The sequence below is a fragment of the Rhodoferax sp. GT1R46 genome, from assembly GCF_056521285.1.
This window is the reverse complement of record NZ_JBWMBC010000009.1, coordinates 135,337-150,544: the sequence shown is the minus strand read 5'-3', so window position 1 is coordinate 150,544 and position 15,208 is coordinate 135,337. Positions and strand designations below refer to the sequence as shown.

The following is a 15,208-nucleotide window of genomic DNA, read 5'->3' as shown; positions in this document are numbered from 1 at the left end:
ACAAACCTAGGATTTGCAACGGCTTCCCATTACTGGCGGAGCGGACGGGACTCGAACCCGCGACCCCCGGCGTGACAGGCCGGTATTCTAACCAACTGAACTACCACTCCTGGTAGACAACGTTCACTCTTGCGAGTCAAGTGTTGACGACTTGTACAGCGTCATCTTTCGATGAATCTGGTGGCCCCACGGGGATTCGAACCCCGGTACCTACCGTGAAAGGGTAGTGTCCTAGGCCTCTAGACGATGGGGTCAAAACCTTGGACTAATCCGTTCTCAGAAATTTTGGTGGAGGTAAGCGGGATCGAACCGCTGACCTCTTGCATGCCATGCAAGCGCTCTCCCAGCTGAGCTATACCCCCTAAACCGGAGAAAGCTTACTAGCAGCATTCTCAATTTCCAAGCCTCAAATTATAGCCTCAAAAATCACACCTTGGACAATCTTGCGATGACTTTTTCTCTTCCGCACATTTCCAGCACCGAATCGAGCGTTGGCGTCTGGGCTGTGCCCAGCACCAAAACGCGCACGGGCATGGCCAGTTGTGGCATCTTCAGGCCGGTAGCGGCCAGCACTTCCTTGATCACGGCGGCGATGCTGGCTTTGTCCCATGGGCAGATTGCCAGCTTGTCCGCCAGCATCTGGAGGGCAGGCCTCACCGCTTCGGTCACGTGTTGTGTTTTCTCTGCTGCATTGGGAACCACGTCGCTATAGAACTTCGCAGCCCATAGGGCCAGTGCAATGGTGGTGTCGCAGCGATCCTTGAAAAGCGCGCACACCTGCGGCAGATGCACCTCAATCAGTTCCGGTCCGACCGTGACGCCCAGTTTGACCAATTGTTGCGCCACCAAAGCGGACAGACGCGCGTTGTCGGCCTGCTTGATGTACTGCGCATTGACCCAGAGGAGCTTGACCGGATCCCATTGGGCCGGGCTCTTGTTCAGATGGGTGCCGTCAAACCAGTCAATCAACTGCTCGCGGCTGAACAACTCCTCGTCGCCATGACTCCAGCCCAGTCGGGCCAGGTAGTTCAACATGGCTTCGGGCAAATACCCGTCTTCTTCGTAGGCGGTGACACTCACGGCCCCCCGGCGTTTGGAGAGCTTTTGACCGTCGTCACCCAGAATCACCGGGCAATGCCCAAATTCCGGCAGCGGTGCACCCAGTGCGTTGAAGATATTGATTTGCCACGGCGAATTGTTGATGTGCTCATCCCCCCGGAACACATGGCTGATCTGCATGTCCCAGTCGTCCACCACCACGGCAAAGTTGTAGGTGGGCACCCCGTCGGTGCGAACAATGATCAGGTCATCAATCTCGCGATTGCTGATCGTGATGGGGCCTTTGACCAGATCGTTCCAGGTGACATCGCCATCCACAGGATTGCAGAAGCGCACTACCGGCAGCACACCGACAGGAACCGGCGGCAATACTTTGCCTGGCGCCGGACGCCAGCGGCCGTCGTAGAGGGTTTTTTCCCCGCGTGCCCGCTTGGCTTCGCGCGTGGCTTCCAGCTCTTCAGGGGTGCTGTAGCAATGGTAGGCCTTGCCCTCAAGCACCATGCGGTCTGCCACCTCTTTGTAGCGCGCCAAACGCTGCATTTGGTATATCGGGCCCTCGTCGTATTCCAGCCCCAGCCAGCGCATCGATTCCAGAATTTGCTCGACCGATTCCTGATTGGAACGTGCCACATCAGTGTCTTCAATGCGGAGCACGAACTCCCCGCCAAAGTGGCGTGCGTAAGCCCACGAATACAGCGCAGTACGGGCAGTGCCGAGGTGCAAAAATCCAGTGGGAGAAGGGGCGATGCGGGTACGGATTTTTTTATTCATGACAAGGTGTCCAGACCCAGGGCCAGATCGGCTTTCAGGTCTTCCATGTTTTCAAGGCCAACGGCCACGCGAATCAGTCCCTGACCGATGCCCGCGGCCTGCCGCTGCACTTCAGTCAATCGGCCATGCGAGGTGCTGGCAGGATGACTGATCGTGGTTTTGGTATCACCGAGGTTGGTGGTAATAGAGCAGACCCGTACCGCGTCAATGGCAGCAAAGGCATTGCGACGCAATGTTTCAGGGCTGTCCCCAAACACATCGAACGACAACACCGCGCCCCCCAGCCCCTTGCCGCTGGCCGCCTGCTGGCGCATAGCCAGTGCATGTTGCGGGTGGCTGGACAGGCCGGGGTAGTACACCTGCTTGACCTGTGGATGGGTCTGCAGCCACTGCGCCACCGCCAGGGCACGCTCCGACTGGGCCTGCATGCGGATGCCCAGCGTCTCCATGCCCTTGAGCACTACCCACGCGTTAAAGGGCGCCAGCACCATGCCCGCCGTGCGGGTCACCGGCAAAAACAATGCATCCACATAGCGCTGATCACAGCAAATGGCGCCTGCCATCACGCGTCCCTGACCGTCCAGGTACTTGGTGCCCGAATGAATGATGAAATCTGCGCCAAACCGCTTGGGCTGCTGCAAGGCCGGGCTGCAAAAGCAGTTGTCGACGGCCAGCAACGCACCCGCGTTGTGCGCCAGATCGGCCAGCGCCTGAATGTCGCAAATGTCCGTAAGCGGATTCGTGGGCGTTTCGGCAAACAACAACTTGGTGGTGGGACGTATTGCGGTCCTCCACTCCTGCACATCGGTTTGGGAGACAAAGGTGGTGCTGATGCCAAACTTGGCAAACTCGCCCGCAAACAGGCGGATGGTGGAACCAAATACCGACTGCGAGCACACCACGTGGTCGCCACTTTTCAACAGCCCCATGCCCAGCAACAAAATCGCCGCCATGCCGCTCGACGTGGCAATAGCGGCCTCGGTACCTTCGAGTGCGGCCAGCCGCATCTCCATGCTGGTGACCGTCGGGTTGCCCACGCGCGTGTAGGTGTAGCCCTCTTCTTCCATCGCAAAGCGGCGTGCCGCAGTGGCAGCATCAGGCTGCACAAAGCTGCTGGTCAGGTACAGCGCCTCGGAGTTTTCGCCGTACTGGCTTTTATCAATGGCAACACGCACAGCCAGCGTGTCCAGATGCAGGTTGTCAGGCAGTTTTTTCTGTGTCATGGTCAGTCAAAAGGATCGGCGGCAGGCTTCAGTTTTCAGGATTGGGCAGCGCCAGTCGGGAGTTATCTTCCAGGCCCTCTTCGCCGCCAACCCGGCTCTCGCCCAGGCGTGCAATGTCGTCGGAGGTAATGTCACCCGTCACGTACACACCGTCAAAGCACGATGCATCGAAACCCTTGATGCTGGAATTCAGGGAGCCAATGGCTTTCTTCATGCCTTCCACGTCCTGATAAATCAGCGCATCACAGCCAATGATCTGGCGAATTTCTTCCACGGTGCGGTTGTGCGCTACCAGCTCGCTGCTGGTGGGCATGTCAATGCCATACACATTGGGATAGCGCACGGGCGGCGCAGCGCTGGCCAGGTACACCTTGTTGGCGCCAGCGTCACGTGCCATCTGCACAATCTCTTTAGAGGTCGTGCCACGCACAATCGAGTCGTCCACCAGGAGCACATTGCGACCCTTGAACTCACTGGCAATTGCATTGAGCTTCTGACGCACTGATTTCTTGCGCACCGACTGGCCCGGCATGATGAAGGTGCGGCCCACATAGCGATTTTTTACAAACCCTTCGCGGTAAGGCAAGCCGAGCAAATGCGCCAGCTGCGCCGCGCTGGGTCGGCTGGACTCGGGGATCGGAATCACCACGTCAATCTGGCTGGGCGGCACCGTTGAGATAACGCGCTTGGCCAATGATTCACCCAGATTCAGACGGGCCTGGTAGACCGAGATGTTGTCCATCACCGAGTCAGGCCGAGCCAAATAGACGAATTCAAATATGCAGGGGTTCAACTGCGGGTTATCGGCACATTGCTGCGCATGCACCTTCCCCTCCAGGTCAATGAAAACCGCTTCACCCGGATCCACATTGCGTTCGAACTGGTAACCAATTCCCTCCAGCGCCACCGACTCGCTGGCGATCACTGTGCTGTCATTGTTGCGTCCCATGCACAAGGGACGAATGCCAAACGGATCCCGAAACGCCAGCACACCATGCCCGGCGATCAGCGCAATTACGGCGTACGAACCTTTGACCCGGCGGTGCACATTGCGCACGGCCGCGAACAAATCAGCAGCCTGCAAAGGCAAGCCGCGCGTGGTTTTTTCAATTTCGTGTGCCAGCACATTGAGCAAGACTTCAGAGTCGCTCTCGGTATTGATGTGGCGATGATCGGTACTGAACAGCTCGGCTTTCAATGCATGCGCATTGGTCAGGTTGCCGTTGTGCACCAGCACGATGCCAAAGGGTGCATTCACATAGAACGGCTGCGCCTCTTCTTCGCTGTAGGCATTGCCTGCCGTCGGGTAACGCACCTGCCCCAGGCCGCAGTTGCCCGGGAGCGAACGCATATTGCGGGTGCGAAACACATCGCGCACCATGCCCTTGGCCTTGTGCATGAAGAACTTGCGCTCTTGCTGGGTCACGATACCGGCGGCATCCTGACCGCGATGCTGCAGCAGCAGCAGCGCGTCATAAATCAGCTGGTTGACAGGCTCATTGCTAACGACACCAACTATTCCGCACATATATTTTTACTCATTCAGGGTAGATACTTTCCAAACTCTTGTGGCAATACAGGCTTAAGGCCCTGCAGCGCCACGGTGGCGACGCGTGGGCCCGTGGCATCCTGCCACCAGTCGGCCGTGTGCAGAGGTGTCATGCCCACCACCACGGTCAACGCCAACAACAAAATAACACCGCGCACCACGCCAAATGCCGCGCCCAACAGGCGGTCTGCGGGACGCAGGCCCACCGCCGTCACCAGTTTCTTGATCACAAAAGCCACCAGGCCACCCAGGAAGATGGCGGCGACAAAAACCAGCACAAACCCGGCTGCGTACCGCATCGCCTCTGCCGCACCGGACATCGGCAACCACCGCGCCACGGCTGGCGCAAACCACTGTGCCAGCACAAAGGCTGCAATCCAGCTCAATACCGACAGCACTTCAAACACCAGCCCACGCCAGGCGCCCACGGCCAGGGAGAACACAAGTACCGCCAAAAAAATCCAGTCCAGCGCTTGCATGGGTGCGGGCTACTCTTACAGTTCCAGAATGGCCGCTGGCAGATCCAGTTTCTTGATCTTTTGGGCGGCCTTGTCGGCATCGGCCTTGGTCTCAAACGGTCCTACGCGCACGCGAATGCGCTTGCCCTCTTTGGCCTCCACGACCTGCGTATAGGTCTTCAGGCCCGCTTTTTCCAGCTTGACGCGCGCTTCGTGCGCCTTGGCAAGCTCTGCAAACGCTCCCACCTGCACCACGAACCGGCCGGCCGCTGCGGCAGCAGGTTTGGCCTCGGCAAGTTTGGTTTCCGGCGCTTTGGCGACCGGCTTGGGAACGGGCGCTTGTGCAACCACCGGCACCGCCGCAGGGGCCACCACCGCGGGCGCTGGTATAGCGGGAATCGATGCAGCGGGCTTGGGCGCCGATCCTTCATCAATCATGCCGCTGACCTGCTTGCTGGGTGGTGCCACGGCCACGTTGCCCAGGGGCTTGACCTTGTTCTTGTCTGGAATTTCGATGGGAATATCGACCGCAATGGGTCGTGGCTGGCTGTCAAACAGCATCGGAAATCCGATGACGCCCAGCAGCACCAAAACCGCCGCACCAATCAGGCGGTGTCTGGCGCGTTTGCGCATGGCCTCAATGCTCTCGGGCGCCGGGGGTGGCGGGGTGGTGGCATGGTCGTCGCCACCTTTGCGAAATTTGAAAAAAGCCATGAATGGGGTTGACTCAGGAGTTCAGATGTTTGGCATGCAGCCGGGGTATGCCTTGTTGCAGTACGCCACCCACGGTATAGAACGATCCAAAGACCACGATTCTATCAGCGGGGTCCGCCGCAGCAATGGCCGCCTGGAGGGCCTGCATGGGGTCGGCAAAGGCTGCACCACTGGCGTCCTTGCGCGTGTTTTGCGACTGCCACCGCGCCTGCAAGGCGCTGCCTTTGGCCGCGCGCGCGGTGGGCAAATCCGTGAAATACCAGCGGTCAATCAAGGGATTGACGCGCTCCAGCATGGGCGCCAGGTCTTTGTCGGCCATGACGCCAAACACGGCGTGCGTGGTGGGGAAGTACCCCATGGCGTCCAGATTGGCCGCCAGCGCTGCCACCGAATGGGGGTTGTGCGCCACATCCAGAACCAGTGTGGGTTGACCCGGGATGATCTGGAACCGCCCCGGTAGCTCGACAAAAGCCATGCCATTGCGAACGGCTTGCGCCGTGACGGGCAGACGCTCGCGCAGTGCGGCCAGCGCGGCCAGCACACCGGCTGCGTTGACCAACTGGTTGGCGCCGCGCAGTGCCGGATAGGCCAAACCACTGTAGCGCCGCCCGCGCCCTGCCCAACCCCACTGCTGCTTGTCGCCCGACACGTTGAAGTCATGTCCATTGCGCCACAGGTCAGCGCCCACTTCCAGCGCATGGTCCAGCACGCTTTGCGGCGGCATGGGGTCGCTCACGATGACCGGGCGGCCGGTGCGCATGATTCCGGCCTTCTCCCGACCGATGCTTTCGCGATCCGGACCCAAAAACTCCATGTGGTCCAGGTCGATGCTGGTAATCACTGCGCAATCGGGGTCAATGATGTTGGTGGCATCCAGCCGCCCGCCCAGCCCCACCTCCAGAACCACCACATCCAGGCCGCTGCGCGCCATGACATCCAGAATGGCCAAAGTGGAAAATTCAAAGTAAGTTAGCGAGATTTCAGAGCCATTGAGCACTCTAGCCCTCTCCACCGCTGCGAAGCCAGCTATCAAATGTGTAGCATCCACCGGCTCGCCGACCAAACGCAGGCGCTCTTCAAAGCGCACCAGATGGGGCGATGTGTAGACCCCGGTGCGGTAGCCCGCCTGCAGCAAGATGGATTCCAGCATGGCGCAGGTGGAGCCCTTGCCGTTGGTGCCCGCCACGGTGATGACCGGGCAGTCAAAGCGAATTTGCATGCGCTCGGCCACGGTGCGTACCCGTTCCAGGCCCATGTCAATGGTGGTGGGGTGCAGGCGCTCGCAATGGGCCAGCCACGCGTCAAGGGTGTTGAGTTGTTCCATAGAGCCTGCAATTGTCGCGCACGGCACCCGGCCTTGCCGGCAACACCGCTATTTGAGCCTGGGGGTCAGGCTGCGAAGCGGTCGGTTGCTGCTAGCAGTTGCGCCAGAATTCCGGGCTCGTTGAAAGCGTGGCCGGCATCGGCAATCAGGTAAAAATCCGCGTCGGGCCAGGCGCGGTGCAGGTCCCATGCCGTTTTGGGAGGGCACGCCATGTCGTAGCGGCCCTGCACAATCACACCGGGAATACCCGCCAATTTGCCCGCGTCGCGGATCAACTGCCCCTCGTCGAGCCAGCCTCCGTGAACAAAATAATGGTTTTCGATGCGCGCAAATGCCAGGGCATAGTCATCGCGCTCGTGCTTGGCTTTGGACGCCGCATCCGGCAGCAGCGTGATGGTTTGCCCCTCCCACAGGCTCCAGGCCCTGGCTGCAGCCAATTGCTCCACAGGGTCAGTGCCCACCAGGCGTTTGCGATAGGCCGCCATCAGGTCTCCACGCTCGGCCAGCGGAATAGGGGCCAGATAGGCGTCCCACAAGTCCGGAAACAGCCAGGAAGCCCCTTCCTGGTAGTACCAAAGCAGCTCGGCGCGCCGCAGCGTGAAGATGCCCCGCACCACCAACTCCGATGCCTGCGGCGCATGGGTTTGCGCATAGGCAAGCGCCAGCGAGCTACCCCAGGAGCCGCCAAACACCAGCCAACGCTCAACCCCCAGCATCACCCTCAGGCGCTCGATATCGGCCACCAGATGCCAGGTGGTGTTGTTCTCCAGGGAGGCATGTGGGAGCGAACGGCCACAGCCTCGCTGGTCAAACAGCAGGACGCAGTAGCGCTCGGGGTCGAACAGGCGGCGGTGGTCGGTTGAACAACCTGCACCCGGGCCACCGTGCAAAAAGACCGCCGGCTTGCCCTGCGGGTTGCCACACAGCTCCCAGTAAATGGAATAGCCTTCACCCGTATCGAGCATGCCGCTCTGAAACGGTTCGATTGGCGGGTACAGCATGGCTTCATCCTGGCGCATGGGGTTCACTTTCACGATGGATGGGTTGATGAATAAGGTGGGGATGCGCCTGCCGACGCAAGAATTCAAAGCTGTCACGCCAGCACACGAGCGCTTGCTCGCGCCAAAACATCACGTGGAAGGCGTGGGTTTCGCCGGGGTAGTAACGCGCCGTGTGGGGCAACTGCAGTCGCAGGAGAACCTGCTCCAGCCGCTGCGAGTCGGCAGCCACCGGATCTGCCAGCCCCGCGGCGATAAAAAGGGGCGGCAAATCGGGCGCGCTCGCCATGGCTTCCAGCACGCACAAGGGGTCAGCCAGCGCGTGCTGCGGGCGCGGCTGGCCGGCGGCACTGCCCAGATAAGACCCCGCCGCATCGGTAGCAATGCGCGCGGCCAGCGCCGATACCCCGGCGCGACGATACCGCTCGGGATGACTGGTTTGCAGAAAGCCACAGTACAGCAAGGCCGCAACCGGGCGCAAGCCACGGATGAAAAGCGGTTTGGTATAGGGCTCTGGTCTGGCGGTGCAGCACGCCAGCGTGACCGACAAAGCCAGATTGGCACCGGCAGACTCCCCCGCCAGGGTCATGCAGTGCGGATCGCCGCCATAGTGCGCGACATGATCGGCGGCCCACAGCCAGGCAGCGCAGGCATCCTCCAGTGCGGCGGGGAATGGATGTTTGGGCGCCAGCCGGTAGTCCACATTGCACACCAGATAACCTTGGGAAGCATAGGCAGCAGCCAACGCACGGTGCGTGCGCTTGGAGCCGATGGCAAACCCGCCGCCGTGGAAGTAGATCAGCACCGGGTGGGGCCCCGGACCCTTGGGCTGCAGAACATCCAGGCACAGGGTTTCGCCCGCGTGGTGCGCGTATGGGATATCTTCGATCAGCCTAAAGGTGGCCTGGCGACGCCGCATGCTGGGCAACAGGTCGACCACGGTGGCCAACCCATGCATACCCGCATCCACGGCCACACGCCGCATCAACTGACGGTTGGTCACCATGTCCAGCCAGCGGAGCATCATGTAGTCCGGTCCTGGTCAGCTGGCACGCAGTTTTGTGGGGCTGCGCGTCTTCTTGCCAGCCCGCAGCATGTCCGCACCAAAGCACATGACCGACCTGACCAGACGATTCTTGAGCACCACGCCGCTGGGCAAGGTGAGTGATTGGGCCAGTACGGCAGAGGGCGTCATTGGTGCATTCCTTTTAAAAGTCAGTATAGAACGCAGCGGCGGCGCGACGCAGGCTTCACTATGAATTTCATAGCTGCTTGCGCAGCATTAGCGGGGGCTACAGCTCATTTTGACTATAAATATGCCAGAATTCAGCCATGACCATCCTCTACGGCATTCCCAACTGTGACACCGTCAAAAAAGCCCGCGTCTGGCTGACGGACCACGGTGTGGCTCACCAGTTCCATGACTTCAAAAAACAGGGCGTACCCGAAGCGCAACTCGACATCTGGCTGAAAGCCGTGGGCTGGGAAACACTCGTCAACCGCAAGGGCACTACGTGGCGCAAGCTGGACGACGCCACCCAAGCCACCGTGGTGGACGCCGCCGGGGCCCGGGCTCTGGTGCTGGCCCAGCCCAGCGTCATCAAGCGCCCGGTGGTGGAGTGGCCGCACGGCGATGTGACGGTCGGCTTCACGGCGGAGAGATTTGCCGCCCGCCTGCCCTAAAATCACGGGTTGACGCCCGTTTTTGCACGCCGCTGTGCATCGGCGCCCCGATTAACCTGCTTTCAACATCCTGATTCCATGACCACCACCCACATTGACGGCGTGTCCGTTACCACCCAGGCCAGCGTTTACTTTGACGGCAAATGCGTCAGCCACGGCATCACCTTTGCCGACGGCACCAAGAAGTCGGTCGGCGTGGTCTTGCCCGCCACCCTGACCTTCAACACCGGCGCGCCCGAGATCATGGAATGCGTGGCGGGGTATTGCGAATACAAGCTGGCGGGAACCGACGCCTGGGTCAAGTCCAGTGCAGGTGAGCAATTCAGCGTGCCCGGTAACTCGAAGTTCGACATTCGCGTGACTGAGCCCTACCACTACATCTGCCATTTCGGTTAAGAACATGTCCCACACCATTCTCCAAAATCTGCCCGTCGGGCAAAAAGTCGGCATCGCCTTCTCCGGCGGCCTGGACACCAGCGCAGCCCTGCTCTGGATGAAGCTCAAGGGCGCTGTGCCCTACGCTTACACAGCCAACCTGGGCCAGCCCGACGAGGCCGATTACGACGAAATCCCCCGCAAGGCCATGGAATACGGCGCTGAAAAAGCCCGCCTGATTGACTGCCGCAGCCAGCTCGCCGCGGAAGGTATTGCCGCTCTGCAGTCCGGTGCCTTCCACATCTCTACCGCCGGCATTACCTACTTCAACACCACACCGCTGGGCCGTGCCGTCACCGGCACCATGCTGGTGTCGGCCATGAAGGAAGACGACGTCAACATCTGGGGTGACGGCAGCACCTTCAAGGGCAACGACATTGAGCGCTTCTACCGCTACGGCCTGCTGACCAACCCCAGCCTGAAGATCTACAAGCCCTGGCTGGACCAGCTGTTTATTGATGAGTTGGGTGGCCGCTCCGAAATGTCGGCTTTCATGACGCAGCACGGCTTTGGCTACAAGATGTCGGCCGAAAAAGCCTACTCCACCGACAGCAACATGCTGGGCGCAACGCACGAAGCCAAAGACCTGGAGCACCTGTCCAGCGGCATGAAGATCGTCAACCCCATCATGGGCGTACCCTTTTGGCGCGACGACTGTGATGTGAAGGCCGAAGAGGTCAGCGTGCGCTTTGAAGAAGGCCGCCCTGTCGCCCTGAACGGCGTGGAATACCCCGATCTGGTGAGCCTGATTCTGGAAGCCAACCGCATCGGCGGACGTCACGGCCTGGGCATGAGCGACCAGATCGAGAACCGCATCATCGAAGCCAAGAGCCGCGGCATCTACGAAGCCCCCGGTCTGGCCCTGCTGTTCATCGCCTACGAGCGCCTGGTCACCGGCATTCACAACGAAGACACCATCGAGCAGTACCGTGTCAACGGCCTGCGCCTGGGCCGCCTGCTGTACCAGGGCCGCTGGTTCGACCCGCAAGCCATCATGCTGCGCGAGACCGCCCAGCGCTGGGTAGCGCGCGCAGTGACCGGAACCGTGACCATCGAGCTGCGCCGCGGCAACGATTACTCGCTGCTCAACACCGAGTCGCCTAACCTCACCTACGCACCAGAGCGCCTGAGCATGGAGAAGGTGGAAGACGCGCCGTTCAGCCCGCTGGACCGCATTGGTCAGTTGACCATGCGCAACCTGGACATCAAGGACACCCGCGCCAAGTTGGGAATTTACGCCCAGAGCGGGCTGCTGTCGCTGGGTCAGGATGGGGATTTTCTCAGTTTGCACCACGCGACCAAGAAGTAACTGCTGCGAATAGAAAAATACAAAGGGCCGGTTCTTCCGGCCCTTTTGCTTTCAGTTATTCCGCACAACTAAAGTTGCAAACACACTTGCGACAGTGGGACGGAACAGCTCAGTCATGCCAAGCGGTCGTGAATCCAGCGGTGACTTCGACGTTGGCCAGCGGGCACGCTGCGTTCTCTGGCGCCGCAATAGCCGGCATCTGTCGTTGTGCTCCCAGCGGACGGGAACGAAACCACTGCTACGACAGCCAGTTTCCAAAGCCACATGGGACGCATGCTGAAGCACTAACTCACAAACCACGGGATTTTTCTGGCTGGTTTAGAGCCCGCTAAATGGGCAATAGCGGTCTGGTAGCATGCGTCGAAACTTGGTCAGGATAAGACGCCATGGATACGTTAAAAGGAAAGACGATTATTGTTACTGGCGCCTCATCAGGCGTGGGTGAAGCCACCGCACGCTTGTGCGTGGCCGAAGGGGCTAATGTAGTGCTCGCCGCTCGCAGCAAGAAAGAATTGAATACCCTTGCCAGTGCACTCGGCAAACAGGCCATCATGGTTGTCACCGATGTTTCGAGTCCAGCGGACTGTGTCGGACTCATCCAGGCTGCCCTCGACTCGTTTGGTCATATCGACGTATTGGTGAATAACGCTGGCTTCAATAGTCGGGGGGCAGTCGAGACCGTTGGACTCGACGACATGGAAAGGATTATTGAAGTCAACCTCAAGGCTCCAATCCGCCTGAGCAAACTGGTTTTGCCGCACCTGCTTCAGTGTGGTGACGGTGCCATTGTCAATGTTGCCTCGCTTGCCGGTCGTGTTCCGCTTGACCATGAGGCAACCTACTCGGCTTCAAAGTTCGGTCTGCGGGGGTTTTCTTTTGCCATGGCCGAGGAACTTCAGGGTACCGGCGTGAAGGTGTCTGTGGTATCTCCTGGACCGATAGAAACTGGCTTCATCATGAACGCTATTGAAGCAGTCCCCGATTTGGTTTTCTCTCAACCGATGAGTTCGGCCGAAGAAGTTGCGCATGCCATCGTCCTCAGCATAAAAGACGGTAAGCGCGAGCGTGTAATGAATTTCACATCAGGTGTGTTGGCTCATATCGCGTACCTCGTGCCCTCCTTGCGCGCGGCGCTTAAACCCAGTCTAGAGGCAAAGGGCCGCAAAGCCAAAGCCAAATACATCGCAGCGCGAAGAACCCAGTAAGTTTTGCCGAGTCATTGAAAAACCTTGCTGCGGGGTCCAATCCCGACGGGGGGGTCTATTCGGCCTTGCGGCAACGGCGGAGGAAATAGTCGTCCCATTCGACTCGTTGGGCAAGGCGGAAACCGTGCCTGGGCTTGGATGTCCAGTCAGTTCAATTTGCAAGAATCCATGCAGCGGTCTGGACTACCACGTCGCTCTCCAGTCCATTGAAGCCGTGATAGGCCATCGCCTCACACGGGTCGCCGCGGTCATTGCCGCCCTTGAATGTGAGGAGCGCCGTCTTGTGCTGGCTACCGAGCTTCGTCATCAAACCAGGAATCGCAGCAAATGAGCAAAGGTTGCAGCCATCCTGTTCATGGTGCACAACGAGAACCGGCACATGAATATCCTCAAGCGCCATTTCCGGCACGGCCCGGCTCTTTTTGTCAGCAAGGATTGTTGAGGTCAACACCAGGCCATCCGGGCCATCAGGGCCGTGGAGTTTTGTGCCAATGTGGGCCACCGACTGGGTGCCCCGGCTGGTTCCAATCAACCACACAGGTACTTTGGACTTTGCTCGCAACCATGCAATGGTCGCTTGTATGTCTTGCACATGTTCGGGCGTCTGACGAAAGCCGGAAAGAAATGGACTCGACTGTCTATCCGAGGGCGCGTCAATGACGGCGACGAGCAAACCTTGGTCTGCGAACATCTGACTCGTGCGCACCAGAAAATTGCCCTCCCCCCAGCCAAAACTACCGTTCTGAAATATTTTGAGCCCTCCGTGGCCACCGGCCAACAGGATGACGGATGCCTTGGGTTCTTTGGGCGTGAGTAACACCATTCGTTGCGTTACACCTGCTCTGGTCTGGATATCGACCACCTGCTTATCTACCTGCCCAAATGCTGAGCACGAAACAAACACCGAAATCATCAAAAACAGGAACTTTGCTTTCATTTTGTCCTCTCTTCAATTTAATTCTGGCCTGCGCGATAGTGTGGACTTGACCCCCTAAATTGCGCAATAGAGTTGCCGGTGCCGTCAGTTGTCCTCGTTCAGACCTTGAGCGCGGTGATCAGCAACTTCTTCAATTTTGCTTGCTGCGGAGATGTCAGATGGCACTCCACCGTTGCGAACATCACCGCATCACCCACTGAAGTTAATTCTGGCAACGACGCTCTCAAACCCGAACCCGGCGACCGGTCCAGGTAGGCGCTGATCGCCACATTCTCAATCAGCAAGGGCGCCACCCAACGGTACGCCAACACTGTCTGGCTATCAGCACCCATCGATTCAATGGGCTGATCCACCAAGCTTTCCAGACCCCTGGGCAGTTCCTCAGGTGTCATTCTGAACAGGATGGACCACGGGTGGCTCAAGGGCTGATTCCTGGCTATTGCGTTCCACACGGTCGTGGGCGCCTGCTGCATGCGCAGACTACTGAACCCGCTGGCGAATACCCAGCAAACCATGCGTGGACCGAAGGTCTGTCAGGTAGTCCTGCGCAATCGGCTTGAGTGCCGATGGTGTGATACCCAGAGACTGCAAGCCGGGCACCCGGCCGGTGGCCACGTTGTCGACCTTCATGGAATCCAGGTTGTCACGGCTCATGAGGGGCTCACCGGGAGCCAGTTCCATGAACATCGCTTGCAGTTGCCCAGCCCAGTCCGGCAGCGCAATAACCGGACGACCTTTGCCCTCGTTGATGCCACTGAGTTGCGCGGACATTTGAACCAGCTCTTTCAGGGTGTAAATATCGGGGCCGCAGGCCTCGATCACCTGCGCCGGGTGGGCCACCTCCAGGCTGCGCACCACGGCGGTGGCAACGTCTTCCACCCACACGGGCTGGAAGCGCGCATGGGCTCCCGCTAGCGGCATGAACGGAAACACGGTTTGCAGCTTGGCAAACAGATTCAGAAATTTGTCTTCCGCGCCAAAGATCACACTGGGGCGCAGGATGGTCAGCTTGAATTCGGTCCGCGCGCCAATACCCGCTCCTGCCCCCGCAGCGGCCTGCATCAAAACCGCTTCGCCCTGCCCTTTGCTACGCAGGTACATGGACGGCGCGGATTGGGGATTGATGGCATCCGCACCCAGCGCGCTGATGTGCACCACATGCTTGACGCCCGCAGCCCCGCAAGCGCGCGCCAGCTTTTGCGGCAATGCCACGTGGGTTTTCTCAAACGCGGCCTGGCTGCCATGCAGGATGGCCACCAGATTGACCACCGCATCTTGGCCCTGCACCACGCGGGTCAGCGCAGCTTCGTCGTGCACATCCAACTCCAGCACGGTGACCAGCGGCAAATGCTGCACGCGCCGGGCGTTGACCCTTCTGCGGGTGGGCACGGTGACGTTCCAGCCCTGGGCCACCAGTTTTTCACAAACATGGGCACCCACAAAGCCAGTGCCACCGAGTACAAGAATATTTTTCATAAAGCCAATCTAATGGGAATCGTAAAACCGTGAATTGACAACGATCAACTCACAAATCGGTGCAATT

At 59.5% G+C, this 15,208-nt stretch carries 16 protein-coding genes and 3 tRNA genes; 4 read left to right on the top strand and 15 right to left on the bottom strand.

Going from position 1 to position 15,208, the window contains the following annotated elements; translation table 11 throughout:
- Positions 1 to 33 precede the first annotated feature (33 nt).
- The 12 genes from AC097W_RS18030 to AC097W_RS17975 form a co-directional block, all read right to left on the bottom strand.
- Positions 34 to 110: transfer RNA gene (locus AC097W_RS18030), tRNA-Asp, on the bottom strand.
- 68 nt (positions 111 to 178) lie between these two features.
- Positions 179 to 254 (bottom strand) — tRNA-Glu (locus AC097W_RS18025).
- A gap of 32 nt (positions 255 to 286) precedes the next feature.
- A tRNA-Ala gene (locus tag AC097W_RS18020) sits at positions 287 to 362 on the bottom strand.
- A 64-nt stretch (positions 363 to 426) separates the two neighbouring features.
- A complete protein-coding gene (gene gltX, locus AC097W_RS18015) occupies positions 427 to 1,830 on the bottom strand; it encodes a glutamate--tRNA ligase (protein ID WP_479604012.1) in 1,404 nt (467 codons plus the stop codon).
- On the bottom strand, positions 1,827 to 3,053 hold the full coding sequence (locus tag AC097W_RS18010; protein WP_479604011.1) for an O-succinylhomoserine sulfhydrylase: 1,227 nt from the start codon (positions 3,051 to 3,053) through the stop codon (positions 1,827 to 1,829). The genes gltX and AC097W_RS18010 overlap by 4 nt, the downstream gene beginning before the upstream one ends.
- Positions 3,054 to 3,081: 28 nt before the next feature.
- On the bottom strand, positions 3,082 to 4,581 hold the full coding sequence (purF, locus tag AC097W_RS18005; RefSeq protein ID WP_479604010.1) for an amidophosphoribosyltransferase: 1,500 nt from the start codon (positions 4,579 to 4,581) through the stop codon (positions 3,082 to 3,084).
- Between the two features lie 14 nt (positions 4,582 to 4,595).
- The gene (locus AC097W_RS18000) at positions 4,596 to 5,081 is read right to left on the bottom strand and encodes a CvpA family protein (protein ID WP_479604009.1); all 486 of its coding nucleotides are present in this window, start codon (positions 5,079 to 5,081) and stop codon (positions 4,596 to 4,598) included.
- A 15-nt stretch (positions 5,082 to 5,096) separates the two neighbouring features.
- On the bottom strand, positions 5,097 to 5,774 hold the full coding sequence (locus tag AC097W_RS17995) for an SPOR domain-containing protein (RefSeq protein ID WP_479604008.1): 678 nt from the start codon (positions 5,772 to 5,774) through the stop codon (positions 5,097 to 5,099).
- Positions 5,775 to 5,787: 13 nt separating this feature from the next.
- Entirely contained in the window at positions 5,788 to 7,098 is a 1,311-nt protein-coding gene (gene folC / locus AC097W_RS17990; RefSeq protein ID WP_479604007.1) for a bifunctional tetrahydrofolate synthase/dihydrofolate synthase, read from the bottom strand.
- A 65-nt stretch (positions 7,099 to 7,163) separates the two neighbouring features.
- A complete protein-coding gene (gene pip / locus AC097W_RS17985; RefSeq protein ID WP_479604047.1) occupies positions 7,164 to 8,099 on the bottom strand; it encodes a prolyl aminopeptidase in 936 nt (311 codons plus the stop codon).
- A 4-nt stretch (positions 8,100 to 8,103) separates the two neighbouring features.
- Entirely contained in the window at positions 8,104 to 9,123 is a 1,020-nt protein-coding gene (locus AC097W_RS17980; protein ID WP_479604006.1) for an alpha/beta hydrolase, read from the bottom strand.
- A gap of 15 nt (positions 9,124 to 9,138) precedes the next feature.
- Positions 9,139 to 9,291, bottom strand: a complete 153-nt coding sequence (locus AC097W_RS17975) for a hypothetical protein (protein ID WP_479604005.1) — start codon at positions 9,289 to 9,291, stop codon at positions 9,139 to 9,141.
- Positions 9,292 to 9,428: 137 nt separating this feature from the next.
- Here AC097W_RS17975 and AC097W_RS17970 point away from each other — a divergent pair, with 137 nt between their 5' ends.
- The 4 genes from AC097W_RS17970 (at position 9,429) to AC097W_RS17955 (ending at position 12,728) form a co-directional block, all read left to right on the top strand.
- Positions 9,429 to 9,779, top strand: a complete 351-nt coding sequence (locus AC097W_RS17970; RefSeq protein ID WP_479604004.1) for an ArsC family reductase — start codon at positions 9,429 to 9,431, stop codon at positions 9,777 to 9,779.
- A gap of 78 nt (positions 9,780 to 9,857) precedes the next feature.
- On the top strand, positions 9,858 to 10,175 hold the full coding sequence (gene ppnP, locus AC097W_RS17965) for a pyrimidine/purine nucleoside phosphorylase (protein ID WP_479604003.1): 318 nt from the start codon (positions 9,858 to 9,860) through the stop codon (positions 10,173 to 10,175).
- A gap of 4 nt (positions 10,176 to 10,179) precedes the next feature.
- Positions 10,180 to 11,523, top strand: coding sequence for an argininosuccinate synthase (gene argG, locus AC097W_RS17960; RefSeq protein ID WP_479604002.1), 1,344 nt, complete (start codon positions 10,180 to 10,182; stop codon positions 11,521 to 11,523).
- Between the two features lie 386 nt (positions 11,524 to 11,909).
- Positions 11,910 to 12,728: an SDR family NAD(P)-dependent oxidoreductase gene (locus AC097W_RS17955; protein WP_479604001.1), complete on the top strand. Its 819-nt coding sequence runs from the start codon at positions 11,910 to 11,912 to the stop codon at positions 12,726 to 12,728.
- Between the two features lie 151 nt (positions 12,729 to 12,879).
- On the opposite strand, the gene AC097W_RS17950 is transcribed toward AC097W_RS17955, so the two are convergent.
- The 3 genes from AC097W_RS17950 to AC097W_RS17940 all read right to left on the bottom strand — a co-directional run bounded on the left by AC097W_RS17950 (position 12,880) and on the right by AC097W_RS17940 (position 15,141).
- A complete protein-coding gene (locus AC097W_RS17950; protein WP_479604000.1) occupies positions 12,880 to 13,665 on the bottom strand; it encodes an alpha/beta hydrolase in 786 nt (261 codons plus the stop codon).
- Positions 13,666 to 13,763: 98 nt separating this feature from the next.
- Positions 13,764 to 14,087, bottom strand: a complete 324-nt coding sequence (locus AC097W_RS17945) for a hypothetical protein (RefSeq protein WP_479603999.1) — start codon at positions 14,085 to 14,087, stop codon at positions 13,764 to 13,766.
- A 58-nt stretch (positions 14,088 to 14,145) separates the two neighbouring features.
- Positions 14,146 to 15,141, bottom strand: a complete 996-nt coding sequence (locus AC097W_RS17940; RefSeq protein ID WP_479603998.1) for a complex I NDUFA9 subunit family protein — start codon at positions 15,139 to 15,141, stop codon at positions 14,146 to 14,148.
- Positions 15,142 to 15,208 lie beyond the last annotated feature (67 nt).